19 protein-coding genes and 1 tRNA gene are annotated in these 18,030 nt (G+C 61.8%); 5 read left to right on the forward strand and 15 right to left on the reverse strand.

The genetic code is table 11. The annotated features are described in order from the left end of the window. Positions 1 to 16 precede the first annotated feature (16 nt). From HKD31_RS08290 to HKD31_RS08300, 3 genes are read right to left on the reverse strand one after another with little or no spacing between them, the layout of a single operon-like run. Positions 17 to 1,288 carry a helix-turn-helix domain-containing protein gene (locus tag HKD31_RS08290; protein ID WP_194264602.1) on the reverse strand — a complete coding sequence of 424 codons (1,272 nt, stop codon included), beginning with the start codon at positions 1,286 to 1,288 and terminating at the stop codon, positions 17 to 19. 14 nt (positions 1,289 to 1,302) lie between these two features. Continuing rightward, a complete protein-coding gene (locus HKD31_RS08295; RefSeq protein WP_194264601.1) occupies positions 1,303 to 2,346 on the reverse strand; it encodes a nitronate monooxygenase in 1,044 nt (347 codons plus the stop codon). Continuing rightward, a complete protein-coding gene (locus HKD31_RS08300) occupies positions 2,343 to 3,668 on the reverse strand; it encodes an aspartate kinase (RefSeq protein WP_062498063.1) in 1,326 nt (441 codons plus the stop codon). The genes HKD31_RS08295 and HKD31_RS08300 overlap by 4 nt, the downstream gene beginning before the upstream one ends. Positions 3,669 to 3,842: 174 nt before the next feature. On the opposite strand from HKD31_RS08300, the gene ubiG reads away from it, so the two are divergent. Continuing rightward, positions 3,843 to 4,598 (forward strand): bifunctional 2-polyprenyl-6-hydroxyphenol methylase/3-demethylubiquinol 3-O-methyltransferase UbiG, encoded by a 756-nt coding sequence (ubiG, locus tag HKD31_RS08305; protein WP_062457085.1) that lies wholly within the window; start codon positions 3,843 to 3,845, stop codon positions 4,596 to 4,598. Positions 4,599 to 4,661: 63 nt separating this feature from the next. On the opposite strand, the gene HKD31_RS08310 is transcribed toward ubiG, so the two are convergent. The 8 genes from HKD31_RS08310 to HKD31_RS08345 all read right to left on the reverse strand — a co-directional run bounded on the left by HKD31_RS08310 (position 4,662) and on the right by HKD31_RS08345 (position 10,362). Next, the gene (locus HKD31_RS08310; protein WP_194264600.1) at positions 4,662 to 5,933 is read right to left on the reverse strand and encodes a lactonase family protein; all 1,272 of its coding nucleotides are present in this window, start codon (positions 5,931 to 5,933) and stop codon (positions 4,662 to 4,664) included. A gap of 95 nt (positions 5,934 to 6,028) precedes the next feature. Then, complete coding sequence (locus HKD31_RS08315) at positions 6,029 to 6,517, reverse strand: DUF2147 domain-containing protein (protein ID WP_062498069.1); 489 nt, start codon at positions 6,515 to 6,517, stop codon at positions 6,029 to 6,031. Continuing rightward, positions 6,518 to 6,775 carry a glutaredoxin 3 gene (grxC, locus tag HKD31_RS08320; RefSeq protein ID WP_011251643.1) on the reverse strand — a complete coding sequence of 86 codons (258 nt, stop codon included), beginning with the start codon at positions 6,773 to 6,775 and terminating at the stop codon, positions 6,518 to 6,520. 7 nt (positions 6,776 to 6,782) lie between these two features. Beyond that, entirely contained in the window at positions 6,783 to 7,553 is a 771-nt protein-coding gene (locus tag HKD31_RS08325) for a ComF family protein (RefSeq protein ID WP_338085557.1), read from the reverse strand. Then, positions 7,550 to 7,744 (reverse strand): DUF3553 domain-containing protein, encoded by a 195-nt coding sequence (locus tag HKD31_RS08330; protein WP_062457079.1) that lies wholly within the window; start codon positions 7,742 to 7,744, stop codon positions 7,550 to 7,552. The genes HKD31_RS08325 and HKD31_RS08330 overlap by 4 nt, the downstream gene beginning before the upstream one ends. 30 nt (positions 7,745 to 7,774) lie before the next feature. Next, positions 7,775 to 9,181, reverse strand: coding sequence for a phosphoglucomutase/phosphomannomutase PgmG (gene pgmG / locus HKD31_RS08335; protein ID WP_194264599.1), 1,407 nt, complete (start codon positions 9,179 to 9,181; stop codon positions 7,775 to 7,777). Further along, positions 9,181 to 10,065: a UTP--glucose-1-phosphate uridylyltransferase GalU gene (galU, locus tag HKD31_RS08340; RefSeq protein ID WP_194264598.1), complete on the reverse strand. Its 885-nt coding sequence runs from the start codon at positions 10,063 to 10,065 to the stop codon at positions 9,181 to 9,183. Before galU ends, pgmG begins: the two co-directional genes overlap by 1 nt. Before the next feature lie 211 nt (positions 10,066 to 10,276). Further along, positions 10,277 to 10,362, reverse strand: a tRNA-Leu gene (locus HKD31_RS08345). A 59-nt stretch (positions 10,363 to 10,421) separates the two neighbouring features. Here HKD31_RS08345 and lipB point away from each other — a divergent pair. After that, positions 10,422 to 11,123: a lipoyl(octanoyl) transferase LipB gene (lipB, locus tag HKD31_RS08350; protein WP_370543907.1), complete on the forward strand. Its 702-nt coding sequence runs from the start codon at positions 10,422 to 10,424 to the stop codon at positions 11,121 to 11,123. Here lipB and HKD31_RS08355 read toward each other — a convergent pair. Together HKD31_RS08355 and HKD31_RS08360 are read right to left on the reverse strand one after the other, a co-directional pair. After that, positions 11,104 to 11,697 (reverse strand): LolA family protein, encoded by a 594-nt coding sequence (locus HKD31_RS08355; protein ID WP_194264596.1) that lies wholly within the window; start codon positions 11,695 to 11,697, stop codon positions 11,104 to 11,106. The two genes, lipB and HKD31_RS08355, sit on opposite strands and share 20 nt — an antisense overlap. Beyond that, entirely contained in the window at positions 11,694 to 12,008 is a 315-nt protein-coding gene (locus tag HKD31_RS08360; protein ID WP_062498078.1) for a BolA family protein, read from the reverse strand. Before HKD31_RS08360 ends, HKD31_RS08355 begins: the two co-directional genes overlap by 4 nt. Positions 12,009 to 12,077: 69 nt before the next feature. Between HKD31_RS08360 and HKD31_RS08365 the strand changes: the two genes are divergently transcribed. From HKD31_RS08365 to HKD31_RS08375, 3 genes are all read left to right on the forward strand, one after another. Then, entirely contained in the window at positions 12,078 to 12,698 is a 621-nt protein-coding gene (locus tag HKD31_RS08365) for a DnaJ domain-containing protein (protein ID WP_194264595.1), read from the forward strand. A gap of 85 nt (positions 12,699 to 12,783) precedes the next feature. Then, the gene (cobS, locus tag HKD31_RS08370; RefSeq protein ID WP_011251651.1) at positions 12,784 to 13,800 is read left to right on the forward strand and encodes a cobaltochelatase subunit CobS; all 1,017 of its coding nucleotides are present in this window, start codon (positions 12,784 to 12,786) and stop codon (positions 13,798 to 13,800) included. A 4-nt stretch (positions 13,801 to 13,804) separates the two neighbouring features. Next, positions 13,805 to 15,679, forward strand: coding sequence for a cobaltochelatase CobT-related protein (locus tag HKD31_RS08375; protein WP_194264593.1), 1,875 nt, complete (start codon positions 13,805 to 13,807; stop codon positions 15,677 to 15,679). On the opposite strand, the gene HKD31_RS08380 is transcribed toward HKD31_RS08375, so the two are convergent. Next, complete coding sequence (locus tag HKD31_RS08380) at positions 15,633 to 17,060, reverse strand: pyridoxal phosphate-dependent decarboxylase family protein (protein ID WP_194264592.1); 1,428 nt, start codon at positions 17,058 to 17,060, stop codon at positions 15,633 to 15,635. The genes HKD31_RS08375 and HKD31_RS08380 overlap by 47 nt on opposite strands. Positions 17,061 to 17,137: 77 nt before the next feature. After that, positions 17,138 to 17,959 (reverse strand): DUF1217 domain-containing protein, encoded by an 822-nt coding sequence (locus HKD31_RS08385; RefSeq protein ID WP_194264591.1) that lies wholly within the window; start codon positions 17,957 to 17,959, stop codon positions 17,138 to 17,140. Positions 17,960 to 18,030 lie beyond the last annotated feature (71 nt).

Below are 18,030 nucleotides of genomic sequence, written 5' to 3' on the forward strand. Positions count from 1 at the left end.
TGACGGATATAAGGGTTTAATGCGATGGCGACGATTGTTCCAGCGGCTGATGTTCAAGCTGCCGGGCATTGAGGTCATCGGCCGAGACTTCAGGTGCTGCCGGTGCCTTCCGGGGAACGGAAACAGGCGGTGCTCTGGGAGGCACGGGCGCAGGCGCGACGGCCGGCGGCGCAGCAGTTGCTCCCGGTACGGGAACCGGCGCATTGGGCTGCACCGGCAGCGCAATCCCCGATCCGAATGCTCCGGAACGGATGGCATCGGCCGTCACCTCGACATTACGGCGGACCTGTCCTTCTTTTCCCAGCGGCGCACTGGTTGCCCCGGCCGTGGTCAGGACGATACCGCCAGCATTGCCGAACGACATCCGGAACGGAGCGCCTGCGGGATCACCCTGCCAGCTTTCACCCGGCTGCATCACACGCGATATGAGAACATGCCCGTCCCGGTCCCTGACCTGCGTCCAGACGGGAGCCAGCGCCCGGAGCACAACGGCTCCCTCGGGCACAGCCGGCGGCAGATCCGTGGCAGGCTGGCCGATCGCCCCAGCCTGCTGCGAAGGCGGGGCCTCGCCTGCCGGAGACGTCTCTGAATCGTCATCCGAAGCCGGCGGAGCCACAGAGGGTGCAACCGTCGAGGGCGTGGATTGTGCCACTGAAGGCGCTGCAGGAACATCCGGAGCCGGAGCATTCTGCGTCGGTGCGGCCGCTGGTGCCGACGTTGCGGGAACAGAGGACGCCGTCACGGGAGCATGTGGCTCCGGCGTCGGAGCGCGTCCGGGCATCACGGATGCGACCTGCGGAGAGGTCATGGCAGGGGTTGCAGCCCCTGGCATCAGTTCCGCTACGGCTGGAACCTGCCTCTGGGCCGGGTTGTCATGTTCCGTAAAGCGGTACCAGCCCACATAGGCCGCGACCACGACCACGAGCCCTGCCCCCACGAGCACGCCGACCGGCAGCCCGCGGTCACCTTCAGGCTGCGGGAAAACCAGCTCCGGCTTGCGGGTTACGGCGCCACGCGTGTCACGGCGGAACCGCTCGACCAGCGCATCCGCATCCAGCTGCATGGCATGGGCATAGGTGCGGAGAAATCCCACCGCATAAGCCACGCCAGGCAGCTTCGACAGATCGTCTGCCTCAAGCGCTGCCAGCAGTTTCGGGCGGATTCGCAGCCATTCCGCGACATCTTCAAGCCGCCAGCCGAGTTCCTCGCGACGCGCACGCAGCACCGTTCCGACACTTGGCTGGTCGGAAGGTTGCGAAAACGGGCGGTTCGAGGACGGTGGGGACATGACCGGACAATCCGTTAGCTTGGCGCGTGGATGCGGGTTTCGCGCTGCTTGATGGCATCCACGGCCTGCTCAACCAGCGTCGCGATGATTTCGGCGACCGGACGGACTTCCTTGACCATGCCCACGGACTGACCAGCCATGACCGACCCCGTCTCCACGTCCCCCTCGATGACGGCACGACGCAGGGCACCGGCCCAGTAATGCTCGATCGAGAGCTGGGCTTCTTCCTTGGTCAGCTCGCCGCTCTGGAATTTTCGGAGTGCCTCGCCCTGCAGGCGCGCGAAGTTCCGGCCCCCTTCATTCGAAAGACCACGCACCGGGATGACCGGGAACAGCTCATCGAGCTGCACGGTCGTCACCGCATCGCGGGCATTGGCGCGCAGGAAGGCCTTCTTGAAGTTCTCATGCGCGATGCTCTCTTCGGAGGCTGCAAACAGCGTTCCAAGCTGCGCACCGGCTGCGCCCTGTTCCAGATAGGACAGGATCGCGTCCCCACGGCCCAGCCCACCGGCAACAAACACGGGAACATCACGGATATGCGGCAGGATTTCCTGCGCCAGAACCGTCAGCGACACCGGGCCGACATGGCCGCCGGCTTCCGAACCTTCGATCACAAGAGCTTCAATGCCCATGCGCACCAGACGCTTGCCAAGAGCCAGAGCCGGGGCAAAACCGATCGCCCTCGCCCCGCCATCGCGCACCTTGCGGATCGTGGCGCTGTTTGGCACGCCGCCCGCGAGCACGATATGCGAGACATTATGCGCCAGACAGACATCCACCAGCCGGTCCAGCTCGGGATGCATGGTGATGAGGTTCACGCCGAACGGGCGCTTCGTCATCGCCTGCGTGGCAACGATTTCCTCTTCCAGACGCTCGGGCGACATCGCACCACAGGCAATGACACCGAATCCGCCAGCATTGGAAATCGCGGAAACCAGATGCCGCTCGCTGACCCAGGACATCGCTCCGCCGAGGATCGCGACTTCGCTCCCGAGGAAGTCACAGCCCGGCTTCCACAACCGGTCCAGCGTCGCGCGGGCGTTCAGGGTTTCGCTCACGCGTCGGCTCCCTCTTTGGCATCAAGGCCATAAGCCGTGTGCAGCGCGCGCATGGCCAGTTCGGTATATTCGGAATCGATCAGGACGGAGATCTTGATCTCGCTCGTGGAGATGACCTGCACGTTGATGCCGCGATCGGCGAGCGTGCGGAACATCCGCGCGGCCAGACCGGCATTTGAGCGCATGCCAATACCCACGACGCTGATCTTCACCACGTTATGGGACGTGATCAGCTCGCCATACTGGATATATTCACGTGCCTTCTCCAGCACGGCGCGGGCAGCCGCTTCGTCAGACTTGCTGACCGTGAACGTCATGTTCGTCATGTTGTCCACGCCAACGCTCTGGACGATCATGTCGACATTGATGTTCGCGGCTGCCAGCGGGTCGAAAATCGCAGCGGCGATGCCCGGACGGTCCGGAATGTTCCGCACGGAGATTTTCGCTTCGTCATGCGAGTTGGCAATCCCCGCAACCAGTTCCTTCTCCATGATCTCGTCCTCATCAACCACAATCGAACCGCTGTCGTCATCCGTCTCGGCGAACGATGACAGCACCCGCACCCGGACACCCTCGCGCATGGCGAGACCGACGCTGCGGGTCTGAAGTACCTTGGCGCCTACCGAAGCCAGTTCAAGCATCTCCTCATAGGTGATGCGATCCAGCTTCTTGGCGCGTTTCACGATGCGCGGATCGGTCGTGTAGATCCCGTCCACATCGGTATAAATATCACACTGATCGGCATTGATGGCAGCCGCGACGGCCACGGCGGACGTATCCGATCCCCCGCGCCCCAGCGTCGCAATGCGGCCATCGGGACCGACGCCCTGGAAGCCGGCCACGACGGGCACGACATCATCATCCAGGCAGGCCAGAAGCGCCGTACCGTCCACGCTCTCAATGGCGGCCTTGCCATGCGCGTTGTCCGTCACGAGCGGGATCTGCCAGCCCTGAAAGGACCGCGCCTTCACGCCAAGCGCCTGAAGCGCGATGGACACGAGCCCGCTCGTCACCTGCTCACCGGCTGCGACAACGGCATCGTATTCCTTCGGATCGGCCAGCGGGTCCAGTTCGGCGCAGTAGCCGACCATCCGGTTCGTGACACCGGCCATGGCGGAGACCACGACGGCCACACGACGGCCACGGTCATGTTCCGCTTTCACGCGTTTTGCAACGTTCCGGATGCGCTCGATATTCCCGACGGACGTGCCGCCGAATTTCATGACAACCGTCTTCCGTTTCCCGCTTTCGCCCTTGATGGCGGCATGGGGATCAGCACGACCGGAAACCTGGTCGTGGACGGGAGTATCGGGCATGGACATCGCGGATAAGGCTCCAGTACGTGTCTGGCGTTGCGCGCTCGGGTCTGGCATCGGGTACGGCAAAGACATGCAAACCACCCGGCACCTGGACAGACTCTGCCGGTCCACATACTCGTCTCGCTCCGCCACGTCCAGATGACGTGCGGCAGACAGGCACACAGAAGGAGAATTCTGATGCCCACAGAAACGTCCCCGGGACAGGATTCCAGACGCTCGTCCGTATCGGAATCCGAGATCGCCCATTTCAGCGCCCTGGCCGAGGACTGGTGGAATCCGCGCGGCCCCATGGCCCCGCTACACGCCATGAACCCGCTTCGCACCGAATGGGTCAGCCGTCATGTCGCCCCCCTGCGCAAGGCGTCTTCCGGGCCTCTGAGCCTGCTCGATATCGGCTGCGGTGCCGGTCTGGCCAGCGAGGCCTATGCCAAACTCGGCTTCGACACACTCGGAATCGATGCCAGTGCGGCTGGCATCCGCGCGGCTGAAGCGCATCTGGCCGCCCATCCCCTGCCACCAGAGGCAGCGTCCCTGTCCTATCGCAATGGCAGCGCGGAAGATCTCGTTGCGGAAGGTGCGCGCTTTGATGTCGTCAACGCCCTGGAAGTCATCGAGCACGTCAATGACCCGCAGGACTTCCTGATCATGCTGGCTACGCTGACGAAACCGGGGGGCATGGTCGCCGTATCCACCCTGAACCGGACCCCGCGCTCTTTTGCCGTCGCCAAGCTTGGTGCGGAATATCTGCTGCGGATGCTGCCCGTGGGCACGCATGACTGGAAAAAGTTCATCAAACCCGACGAACTCGCCGCCATGGCCCGCCGCGCAGGCCTGCGCATGCTGGACATCGCGGGGATGAGCTACGTCCCGTTCCAGTGGCGCGAAAGCCGCGATACCGGCATTAATTACATCGCGATCTTCCGCAAGGACTGAACAAAAAAGGGCGGTTGCAGCATATCATTTTGCTACAACCGCCCTTTTCGGATCAGCGCTCGATCAGACCTGTGTGTTCATGAACGCAAAGGTCGTCGGGCTGCCAACGGGGGTGAAATTGTTCGTAAACGCAATTTCGCCCGTCTTCTTGTCCACCTTGAAAGAGGTCACGGCATCCGAGCGCTGGTTGGCGCAGAACAGGAATGCTCCGGACGGATCGAACATCAGCGCGCGGCCGTAATCCGCATGCATCCAGACCTCGTCCTGAAGGGTCAGCGTCCCGTCCGCGCCGATCGCGAACACGGCCAGCGAATCACCCAGACGGTTGGAGACGTAAACGAACTTGCCGCTGGCCGAGATCAGGATTTCCGCCGCAAGCGTCGAACCCCGGAAATGCGACGTGACAGTGCTGACGGTCTGGATATCGCTGATCGCGCCCGTTGCCGGGTCGAAATTGGAAACGACCACCTTCGAATCCTGCTCACACAGATTGTACAGGATGCGGCCGGAATGATTGAACTGGAAATGACGCGGCGCCGAGCCCGGTTCCATGTCGTAATAGGGCGTCTTGGCCGGGATCAGTTTGCCGGTGTCGATATTCAGCGTCCAGACATAGACCCGGTCCAGCCCGGCATCATCCGCCAGCACGAACTTGCCGCTCGGGTCCGAATGGATCATGTGCGGATGCGAGCCCGAATGGTCGGACACGGCGAAATTGCCCTGCGGATTGTCCGAAGCGCGTTCCGGCTGGCGCGGCCCCGTGTTGTGAACGACGTCCGATGCCTCACCCAGAGATCCATCGGAACGGATCGGCAGAACGGCAACGCAGCCACCCACATAGTTTGCGACCAGCACGTAGCGACCCGAATGATGGATGCTCAGATGGGCCGGAACGGCACCTTTCGAGCTGACAACATTCAGCTTGCGCAGCGAACCGGTCTTGGGATCGATCGCAAATGCCGTGACGGAGCCGTCCCCATCCTTGTTGAAATCGTCAATCTCGCTCAGCGCGTACAGGAAGCGCTGGTCCTTCGAAATCGCAAGGAAAGACGGGCTGGCGATATCCGTGAAGGTCGTGATCGGCGTCAGAACGCCCGTATCGCGATCCATATCGAAAACGGAGATCCCCTGCCCGTTCCCGGTTCCACCTCCCGGCGGCCCATGTTTCGTATATCCGCCGACGAAACAGATCGTCTTTGCAACCGGCTTCGGCGGTGGCGGAGGTGTCGGAACTGCCTTTTCAGGGTCAGCGGCCCCGGCGACGCCGGTGCCGGCCGCAGCAACGCCGGCAACCAGTCCGACCGCAAAACTACGGCGGGAAACAGGGTGGGACATGATGGATCTGCATTCCTTTCAATATGGCAGGGAAAACGCCCGCTACCAGGAAAAGACGCATTCCCGACCCCGACACCGGTTTCCCGGCCACCGGTTCAGTGGGCGTCCTTCGGCAGTTTGCATTGCGGCCCCACAGGTGGACCGGCATAGCGGGTCCAGGTCTGGGTCTCTCCCAGAAGGGGCATTCCCAGAACGAATCCGCGCAGTTTCAGGACATTGGGTTCAGACACCCATATCCGCGCCTGATAGACCCGTCCGGTCCGCGGATCAAGAATATGACCCTGCCACTTGCGGTCCTCGATTGGGACAAAGTCTGTCAGCATGCGGATTCCGCACTGCGACCGCCCCCAGACATCCTTTGGAACAGCCCCGTCATAAGCCATGCCAATCAGCTGTCCGCAGAGCATGTGGCCACAGGGCTCAATGGAAAACAGACCGTCATGCTCCTCGGACAGCCACAGCCCTTCTTCAGGAATATCCGAAGGCGCCGCTCCTGTTGGAGCGGATGTCTGTGCCTGTGCCGGGACACAGGAAAGTGATGACACAGCCAGCAGGACAGCCGCGAAAAAGCCTGCTCCCCGCATTCAGACCTTGCCCAGCAGGGCATCAAGGCGCCCCGCACGATCAAGCGCCATCAGATCATCGCAGCCCCCCAGACCCTTACCGTCCACAAATGTCTGCGGCACGGTGCGCCTGCCGGATCGGCGGATGGACTCCTCCCGCTCCGCCGATCCGTGAGGCGCGTTGATTTCCTGAAACTCTATCCCCTTGGAGCGCAGCAGGCTGACGGCATGCACGCAGTAAGGACATCCAGGCTGGGTATAAATCTCGACTTTCGACATAGGATCCTCATTCCTGGACAAAGCGCGGGTTCTGTTCATCCACTCTCCCGGTCCGCGCTGCAACCAAAATATCCACGCTCGCCGCACCGGCCTTCATCAGTGCCGTCGTGCAGGCCGATGCCGTGGACCCTGTCGTCAGCACGTCATCCACGAGCAGGACGGCCTGCCCCTCTATCCGTGCCCCGCGTCCTTTTCTCACCCGAACCACATGTTCCATCTCGCGCTCGCGCTCCCCGGCAGACAGACGGGCCAGCGCGCGCGTGGAGCGGATACGCTGAAGAGCATCCACCACACAGGGCAGACCCGCAAGCCGTGAAACGCCCTGAGCCATCAGGGCAGCCTGATTGTAACGCCGTTTCCACAAACGCGTACGATACAGCGGAACGGGCACGACAAGTGTGACGTTCCCCAGCATGTCTTCAGCGACCGATGTCATCTGGCGGCCCAGAACGGCAGCATTTTCAGTATGATCGGAATATTTCAGTGGCAGGATCAAGCGTCGCGACCATGCGTCGTAAACGAAAGCCGCCCGCGCCGAACGCCAGACCGGCGGATGGGCCTGACAAGCCGCACAGCAGTTCTGAGTACCGCCCAGGCCCTCGTTTTCCAGTGGAACACCGCATCGGTGACAACTGGGAGAAACAATCCGGTGAGCAGCCTGGAAACATGTGCCGCAGAACGCGCCTTCCGTCATGACTTCCGTCCCGCAGGCCGCACAGGTCGGAGGCAGAAGCGTATCCAGAACAACGCGCGCGCTGCGGGTCAGAAGCCGTTTCACCCTGTGCGCGGTACCAGTTTGAGCGTGATTCGGGATGCGTCGATCAGGACCTTGCCCTGATGCTGGAAATTGACGGTCACCCGCTCTCCCACAGCCGACTGGACCTGGCCCCAGCCCCATTCAGGATGATCGGGGTGCTGGACAATTTGCCCCGGCTCAAGAAAGGACTGAAAGGGCCCGGTCACTGACAGACCTGCCAGAAGACCGGAACCCGTTCCATGTCAGTGCCCTGCATTCTCGCCGGAGAAATCAGGCGCCTCGAGACCGGAGGCCTCAAGCTGTGCAGCCAACGCCGCCTTCAGACGGTCAAGCCCAGCGTCGTCACGCGCCTCGGCCCGGGCCACCAGAACGGCCTGTGTGTTGGAAGCCCGAAGCAGCCACCAGCCATCGGGCGTATTGACGCGAACACCGTCAATTTCGGACACGTCCGCACCCTCTTTCCGCAGACGTTCGGCCACTTCCGTGATGACCTCGAACTTGCGTTTGTCATCACAGTTGAAGCGCAACTCCGGCGTCGTAACCGTCACCGGCAGGCTGTCGCGGAAATCCGAAAGCGGCCCTGGCAGACGCGAGACAATCCCCAGAACCCGCACGGCAGCATAAAGCGCATCGTCAAAACCGTACCACTTGTCGGCAAAGAAGATATGCCCGGACATCTCACCGGCCAGCGGAGAGCCGGTTTCAGCCATCTTGGTCTTGATGAGCGAATGGCCTGTCTTCCACATCAGCGGCTGCCCACCGGCCTTTGCGATCTCGTCGAACAGGATCTGGCTGGCTTTCACATCCGCGATGATCGTGGCACCCGGGTGACGGCTCAGAACATCCTGCGCCAGCAGAACCAGCATCTGGTCGCCCCAGAAGATCTGGCCGCGATTGTCGACAATACCGATCCGGTCCGCGTCACCATCAAAGGCAATCCCCAGATCCGCCTGCTTTTCGTCCACAACGCGGATCAGGTCCTGAAGATTTTTCTCGACCGTCGGATCGGGATGATGGTTCGGGAAATGCCCGTCGATCTCTCCGAACAAAACCGTATGCTCGCCCGGAAGACGCTCGACCAGACGGTTAAGCACGGCGCCGGCTGCGGAATTACCATTGTCCCAGACGACCCGCAGTGGCCGGATCCCATCGTAATCCTGGACAAGCCGGTCAATATATCGGTCGGAAATATCAACCCTGACCGCAGTCCCATTCGTCGCAGGAAGAACATCGCCGGATGCGGACAGACGACCTAGTTCGCGAATCTGGTCGCCGTAAAACGGCTTGCCGCCCATCATCATCTTGAAGCCGTTGTAATCAGGTGGATTATGGCTCCCCGTGACCATGACCGCACCATCAGCGTCATCCGCCACGGAGGCGAAATAGAGCATGGGCGTCGGCCCACATCCGATCCGCGTCACGTCCGCTCCGGATTCGACGGCGCCCCGGACCAGCGCCTCTTCCAGCGCCGGCGAAGACAGACGGCCGTCATACCCGACCACAATCCTCTTCCCGCCAGCGCGGATCACCATGCTCGCGAATGTGCGACCTATGGCGAAGGCGTCGGCCGGATGCAGCGTCTTTCCGACGATCCCGCGAATATCATATTCCCGCAGGCTCGTCGGATCAAAATCATGCCGGAATGGCATCAGGGCGCATCCACATACTGCTTGTACTTCTTGAGGAAGGCCTTCACGGACGCACCAAGATCCTCGCGATCGATCGAGAAAGCGATCTGGGCTTCGAGGAATCCGGCCTTATCGCCGCAGTCGTAGCGCGTGCCTTCGTTGCGCAGACCATGGAACGGCACTTCACCGATCGTCTTGGCCATCGCATCCGTCAGCTGAACTTCATTGCCCGCGCCACGCTCCAGCTTCGCCAGATACTTCATGACGTCCGGCGTCAGCACGTAACGGCCGATAATGGACAGGTTCGAAGGGGCATCTTCCGGAGCCGGCTTTTCGACCAGTCCCTTGACCTCAACCAGCTTGCCGTCATCACTGCCGACGTCAAGGATGCCGTAACGGTTCGTATGCTCGGGCGGAACTTCCGTGACTGCCACGACGTTGCCGCCGGTCTGGTTGTAGGCCTCGACTAGCTGACCAATGCAGCTGCGTCCCTTGACGATGTCGTCCGGCAGCAGAATGGCGAACGGATCATCTCCGATGAACGAGCGCGCACACCAGATCGCATGACCCAGTCCCAGCGGCTCCTGCTGTCGCACAGCCACGAGGGAACCTGCCTGCACACTGCTGGGTGCAAGCGCTTCAAGTGCGCTCTTCTTGCCGCGCTCCTTGAGCGTTGCTTCAAGTTCATAGGCAATGTCGAAATAATCGATCAGGCTGTCTTTGCCACGACCGGTCACCAGACAGAATTCTTCGATCCCGGCTTCGCGGGCTTCATCGATCGCGTACTGGATCAGCGGCTTATCGACGACAGGAAGCATCTCCTTCGGCATGGCCTTGGTCGCAGGCAGGAACCGCGTTCCGAGACCGGCAACAGGAAGGACAGCTTTTTTCAGTGGCTTGATCACGAAACCTCACACATCAGCCGAAAATGACGCCCGACCGCCGAACCGGAAGTCCAGACGCTCTCAAGGACGCAATAAGGAATAACCCTGTCTCAGCAGTCTGGCAACAAAATGGCACAGACCGGAGAACAGCAAGGAAACGCATCAGTCCCCTGCGGGGTTTATTTTCATGATGTGTGATTTTTACTGGGATACACCGACATCTGAATGTCAGTGGTGCGGCCGAGAAGACTCGAACTTCCACGGGGTTGCCCCCACAAGCACCTCAAGCTTGCGCGTCTACCATTCCGCCACGGCCGCCCCGTGACAAACGGCCTTGCTTCGTGCATGACCGTCCGGTGTGGAAGGGGCTATAGCGGATGCCGAAAACGAGGGCAATGACCCGAAATGAGATTTGTGAAGAAATTTTGTGGAAGTCCTCTCCGGGACTGACACCCTATCCGGATGCTCTGGCCCTCATGGAAGGGCGCGCACGCGCCATCCATGAAGGTGCGGCCACCCCACTGGTATGGCTGGTCGAGCATCCCCCCGTCTTTACGGCAGGCACATCGGCGAAGGATGCCGATCTCTACAATCCCCATGGCTACCCGACCTATGCTGCCGGGCGCGGAGGACAGTGGACCTATCATGGACCGGGCCAGAGGCTGGGTTATGTCATGATGGATCTGACGAAGCCGAACGGCACCGTCCCGCCCCGCGACCTGCGCGCTTTTGTCGCAGGGCTGGAAGGGTGGATGACAGATGCCCTTGCCCGGCTCGGCATCACAGCCTTTACCCGCGAGGGCCGGATCGGCGTCTGGACGATCGATCCCCTCACGGGCCTGGAAGCCAAGATCGGGGCGCTGGGCATCCGCGTCAGCCGCTGGGTCAGTTGGCATGGCGTTTCGATCAATGTCAGTCCCGATCTGACCGATTTCGATGGAATCGTGCCCTGCGGCATCCGCGAGTTCGGCGTCACCAGTCTCCAGCGATTCGACAGCAGCCTGACGATGACGGATCTCGATGACGCCCTCGCCGCCGCATGGCCAGGACGGTTCGGCTCTATCCCGCGGGCGGCGTAAAGACGGACGGGGCGATTGCCACGCCCTGCTGCACAGCGGAAAGCTCCACCCCGAAATGATGCTGTCGGGCATCCACGCCCTGCAACCCGATCAAACCGAGCTGACCGTTCACGTCCGAAAACTGGATCGTCAGCAGCCCCTGGGACGGATTATCCGCCTGCGCGACTGAAATCTGCAGCGATCCGTCCCCATGCCGCACATCCGTAACCTGCACGTCGCCGTCGAACCGGATCGGATATTTCAGCAGCAGGCCGAGCGGATTGTGCCGCAGCGACAGATGCGTGACGGCGCCCATTGCCCGATCATCGAGCACAAGGTGCCCGTCACCCGCGACGAGTTCCATCGGATGCGGCGCCACATAATCCAGCCTCAGATGCCCTGGAATGTAGGAAAAACGTCCTGCGCTCTCCCCCGCATCCGGCCCATGTTGCAGGAAGGCGGCCTGCAGCCCCTGAACACCGTTCAGATAGGCCTCGATACGATGCACGTCGTCCTGCTCGGCCGCAGGCAGGTGGCCATAGCCACCCGTCGCACAGCCTGACAGCAGAAGGAGTGCCAGCAGAGCACGTTTCATGGGGTTTTCTCTCCATGCAGAACCAGGGACAGCGCATGCAGTCCGGAGCTGAACTCCTCAGACAGCAGACCATTGACCAGCCGATGGCGCGCCACCCGGTTCAGTCCGTCAAACCGCGCACTGGTGATGGCGACATTGAAATGCGTCTCCCCACCGCCCCCAAGAGCTTTCGCCCCGGCATGATGAGCATGACGGGCACTGTCATCCTGGATCTCGAGCGTCGTGGGCGACAGTTCCTGTCGAAGGATCGCCTCGATCCGTTCCCGTCGGGTGGAGTGCGGCGCGGAAGAGCATGAAGCTGTTTCAGACATGATGAAAATCGTCCGGCTGGAGGAATGGCCGCTTGCATCGTGCGGCTGTGATTGCCCATATCAGACACCATGCAGCGCAAATCCACCAGACACCGGGCCTTCGATCCCGATCCTGACGCGCCGGAACAGGTCTGCGACCATCCGGGCTGCAACGAACCTGCGGGCTACCGTGCGCCGCGCGGGCGTGATGCCCTGCGCTCGTATTTCTGGTTCTGCCTTGAACATGTCCGCGAATATAATTCCCGCTGGGACTTCTATCGCGGCATGACGCCGGGCCAGATCGAAGCGCATCTGCGGGCTGACGTCTCATGGCAGCGTCCGTCCTGGAAGCTCGGCACCGGAACAGCCAACAAGGCCGAGTTCAACGAGGATGACATTCTCGACCCGCTCGACATTCTTGGCGCGACCCGCCACAGCCGGGCCGAGCGGGCGAAAGATGCGGCCCGCCAGCGCGCGTCTGCCCAGGCCGCCGGAATCCCCGAGCCGCTGCGCCAGCCCCTTGCGACCCTGGACCTGACATGGCCCGTCTCTTTCGATGACGTGAAAACCCGCTACCGGGTCCTCGCCCGCCAGCATCATCCCGATGCCAATATCGGCGATACGAAATCCGAAGAGCGTTTCAAAGCCATCGGCTCGGCCTATGCCGTTCTGAAAGTCCATTTCACCCGGCAGGATGATTTCGTTTCCTGAATTTTTAGACTGGAACACAGGACGCCGAGGCTCCATCTTCTCCAGAACGTCCTGATCCAAGAGCCAGAGAAAGCCCAAGAGTCCCATGAGTGATTTCGCGACGATTGACACCCCGGAAGCCGTGACCACCGCTGAAAATGCCGCGGTCCCGACCAGCGTTCTCGGCGCTCCCGATCTCATGGTCTCCTCGGCAGAAGTCTTCGGCATCCGCACGGACATGCAGGTTCCGGCCTATTCCGTGCGCACGGAACATGTCCCCGACATCGACCCGTCCTACAAGTTCGACGAGGACACCACCCGCGCCATTCTCGCGGGATTCGCCTTCAACCGGCGCGTCATGGTCCAGGGCTTCCACGGTACCGGCAAGTCCTCCCATATCGAGCAGATCGCCGCGCGCCTGAACTGGCCCTGCGTCCGGATCAATCTCGACAGCCATGTGTCGCGGATCGACCTGATCGGCAAGGACGCGATCGTCCTCAAGGACGGCAAGCAGATCACGGAATTCCGCGAAGGCCTGCTGCCCTGGTGCCTCCAGCATCCCTGCGCCCTGATCTTCGACGAATACGATGCAGGCCGCCCGGACGTGATGTTCGTTATCCAGCGCGTGCTGGAAGCCGAAGGGCATCTAACGCTTCTGGACCAGAACCGCGTTATCCGCCCGAACCCCGCTTTCCGCCTGTTCGCCACAGCTAACACGGTGGGTCTGGGCGACACGACCGGCCTGTATCATGGCACCCAGCAGATCAATCAGGGGCAGATGGACCGCTGGAACATCGTCGCCACCCTGAACTACCTGCCGCTGGAGCAGGAAGTTGGCATTGTCACGTCCAAGCTGAAGATCCCCGCAGAAGACAAGGATGCCACGACGCTGGTCGAGCGCATGGTCGCGCTGGCGAACCTCACGCGGTCCGGCTTCATGGCCGGCGACATCTCCACGGTCATGTCCCCGCGCGCCGTCATCGCCTGGGCCGAGAACAACCGCATCTTCAACGACGTGGCATTCTCTTTCCGCCTCACCTTCCTCAACAAATGCGATGAGGCCGAGCGCGGAATCGTGGCTGAATACTACCAGCGCTGCTTCAACGCCTCACCGCTGGCCTGATCCCTTGTCTGCTCCCAAGACTTCCCTCACCGACGAAGAACGGCAGGAACGCTTCCGTCAGGCCACCATCGCCACCCTGCGCGCCATGGGCGGCGCGCCGGAGCAGGGCGTGGATTTTCAGGGTGCCGTCAACGGAAGCCGTCAGAATGCGACAGATGCCGGCACTGTGGAACTGCCCTATGTATCGCGCCACATGCACGACTGGGAAATCCGCAAGGTCCGGGGTGCCGCGGATTCCGCAGCCCTGCGGATGCGGTATCATGCCCAAAAAGAGTCAGGCGCACCGGCTGAACCCGTAGCCCGACAGGCGTTCGATGCGCTAGAACAGGCCCGTTGCGAGGTCTACGGCTCACGCCACATGGCTGGCGTGCGCGCCAATCTGGAACAGCGCGTCGCCCAGCATTGCGCCGAACTTGGTTGCAACCGGATGAAAACGCGCGAGGACATGCCGGCTCCCGTCGCGCTGGATCTCCTTGCCCGAGAGGCCATGAGCGGCCACCCCATGCCTGTTCAGGCCGGAGCGGCTCTGGATGAATGGCGCGCGTCCCTGACGCCCGCAGCAAAAGCCGCACTCGCCGACATGGCCCGCACCCAGAGCGACCAGACGGCCTTCGCCCGCGCCACAACCCGCTTCCTCGGCGCCTGCAAGCTCACGACCGTCCCCGACGAGGACGAAGAGCAGATGGCCCCGTCTGATCTGCCGTCCGACGAAGAGGAAACAACGGACAGCGACGCGCCTGAGGCAGAAGGTCAGGACCAGCAGGCTCCTGCCGCCACCGAAGAGGAAGAAGACGGCTACCAGCCCGAAAGCGGCGAAACCGGCCTTTCCGGCGAAAGCGAAGCCACGGAATCCGCTGAGATGTCGGAAGACGGCACCGAAGAAGCTGCCGGACCTTCAGACCAGCAGGCCGACACCGGACCTTCCGAAGCCCCCAATACCTACAAGGCGTACACCACCGATTTCGACGAGGAAGTGAACGCCTCCGATCTGTGTGACGCCGACGAACTGGACCGTCTGCGCCAGAAACTCGATCAGCAGATGTCCCAGCTCCATGGCTTGGTCTCACGCCTTGCGCACCGGCTGCAACGCCGCCTCATGGCGCAGCAGCAGCGCCGCTGGGAGTTCGAACAGGAAGAAGGCATTCTCGACGCCGGGCGCCTGTCCCGCGTCGTGACCAATCCGACCCTTCCGCTATCATGCAAACATGAATGCGAGACGGAGTTCCGCGACACGGTCGTCACTCTCCTGATCGACAATTCAGGCTCCATGCGCGGCCGTCCGATTGGCACGGCCGCCATCTGCGGCGACATTCTGGCCCGCACGCTCGAACGCTGCGGCGTGAAGGTCGAAGTTCTCGGGTTCACGACCCGCCAGTGGAAAGGTGGCCAGAGCCGTGAGCGCTGGCTCAAGGCTGGTCGTCCTCCTGAACCAGGCCGCCTGAACGATCTGCGCCACATCATCTACAAAGATGCGGACACGCCCCTGCGGCGCGCCCGGCGCAATCTGGGCCTGATGCTGCGCGATGGACTGCTCAAGGAAAACATCGACGGCGAAGCTCTGCTCTGGGCCTGGAAACGGCTGCGGCGCCGCCCGGAACACCGCCATATCCTGATGGTGATTTCCGATGGCGCTCCGGTCGATGACAGCACGTTCTCCGCCAATCCGCACAACTATCTGGAAGACCATCTGCGGCAGGTAATTGCCCGGATCGAGGCGGATCGCGGGACCGAGCTGCTGGCCATCGGCATCGGCCATGACGTCACGCGCTATTATCGCAACAGTGTTACCATAAGCTCCGCCGAAGACCTCGGCGGAACCATGATGGCCCAGCTCAGCGCCCTGTTCGCGCCTTCAGGCGTTCGTCGCGCAGCGCAATAACAGCGTCCAGCATCCGGTTGGTATGGACGGTGGTGGTCCGGTGATTGACGATCGCCGCCCGCACTGCCAGCCGACCGTTGATCTTCGTCGTGGACGGCGCCGCAATCCCGCTTTCATGCAGATCCTGCACCAGTTCCGAGACTTCGGCATCTTCAAGACCCTCGATCCCGAAGCAGACGATATTCAGCGTCACTGGCGCCAGCAGAACCAGCCCGTTCGTCCGCTCCACGCGCAGGGCCAGATCGGCTGCCACGTCACAGCATGTCTCGACCATTTCTCCCATGCGCCCGGCCCCGTAATGGCCCAGCGTCATCCAGACCTTGAGCGCCCGGAACCCACGTGACAGGTCCGGCCCGAAGTCACAGAACCAGGGCGCCCCGGCCGCAAGCCCGCGCTCTTCACGTACGAGATAATCCAGAGACTGCGCAAAAGCTGCCGCATGCTTGCGGCTGTCGCGCACCAGCACGCAGCCCGCGTCATACGGAACCTGCGCCCATTTATGGAAATCAAAAGCCAGACTGTCTGCTTTCCCGATTCCAGCAAGCAACTGCTGAAAGCGCGGTGAAAGGCAGGCCAGTGCCCCGAATGCCGCATCTACATGGAACCAGAGCCCGGCCTCACGAGCGACCGCCTCGATCGCCACCAGATCGTCAATCGCCCCGCAGTCAACGGTTCCGGCCGTGCCCGCAACCATGAACGGCACGAAACCGGCCTTCCGGTCCTCTGCGATCATGTCCCGCAAGGCACTGACATCCATGCGATGATCCGCCAGAACGGGGACACGCCGCAGCGCTTCGCTTCCCAGTCCTGCCAGATCAAACGCCCGCGGCAGACATCCGTGAGCGGTCGTCGCGGCATAACCCACGAGCCTGCGGCCCCCGATACCTTCCTTCCGGATGGACAGGTCCTGTGCCCGGCTTGCCGTGATCACGCTGATGAAGTTGGCCATGGACGAGCCCGTTACCAGACAGCCCGAGCCGTCCTGCGGCATACCGACCATCTGCAGGGCCCAGCGGATGACCTCGCGCTCGACCTCGATCGGCGCGTGATCGCGTCCACCACAATTCGCATTCAGGCCACCAGCCAGCATTTCCGCCAGCATCCCGACCGGTGTACCCGCGCCATGCACCCATCCCATGAAACCGGGATGGGTATTCCCCACGCCATAAGGCACGACCAGATCAAGATAACGCCCGTACAGATCGTCGAGGGAATGTCCCTTTTCCGGCAATCCTTCCTTCAGAGCCTGCCGGGCAGAAGATGGCATGGGTCTCCAGACGGGCCCCTCTCCCACATGCTCCATGCGGTCAAAGACCTCGTCCAGCATCCGGTGCCCGATGTCACGAATGCCGCGCCAGTCGGTGGGGTCCAGTCCGGCCATGATTATCCCTTCACCTGAAATCCGTCAGGTGTCTGCGATACAGGGCCGCCCGGTCGATGTCACGTCAGGAAAAACGCTCAGAACAGCGCAGAATAGAGTGACGAACTGCTGTCGCTACTCGAGTTCCCGGTAAAGAGGGAAAGAATGCTCGTGCTGGACCCGCTCCCACCATAGAGGGTCAGCATGCTTGCGGGTGTCGTGCTCGTAACGGGGTGGATCTGCAGCAGGGCAAGATATTGCTGCGCGAACTGCTGGATTCCCTGTTTCGTACTGAGTTTGGACATATCCAGCTTCGATCCAAGCAGACGGACCTGCTGATCATAATCCAGGGCACCGAACTGTGTCGTGTCAAAACCGGAGACAACCTCAGCCACTTTCAGGAGCTTCGGATCCGCCATCACATTGGCAAGAGTCATATCCGTCGTGGCCGTCCGGGTGAAATACAGCGCATCCCCCAGACCGGGCGTCTCTGTCTGCAGGCTGTCTTCGTAACTGTTGGTCAGGTAACTCTGCGTGATGCTCTGCACGGTGTCAGAAGACGACAGGGGCGAGGTCGACCAGTCGGAAAAGGCATTCGCAAACGCCTTCCAGGCTGAATTTCCGCTGGTCTGGGCCAGGGATTTGGACGAGGTCGGATCCTGCGTCATGAGATCCTTGATGACCGCCGTCTGACCAATGACCGAGGACATTCCATAGGCCCCGAGCACCACCGTGAGGGCCTTGTAGTTTTTCAGAAGCTGCTCCGGCGTCTTGATCGAAGCCGCATCCTTCTGGAAGGCCGTGACGGCCTGCTGGGCGGAGACGCTTGTTTTTTCCCACTTGTTCGCCGAAGAGTCTTCATCCTTGATGATGGAGACATACTGCGGAATGGCGGGCATGGCGGAAATTGAGGAAGACACGCGCGTTTCTCCGAAAAAGGAGTAGGTCCGTCACTCTATCTCCCCATTCCCTAATACAGTCTTAACGTCTC

Source organism: Gluconobacter potus (assembly GCF_015244705.1).
Lineage (GTDB): Bacteria > Pseudomonadota > Alphaproteobacteria > Acetobacterales > Acetobacteraceae > Gluconobacter > Gluconobacter potus.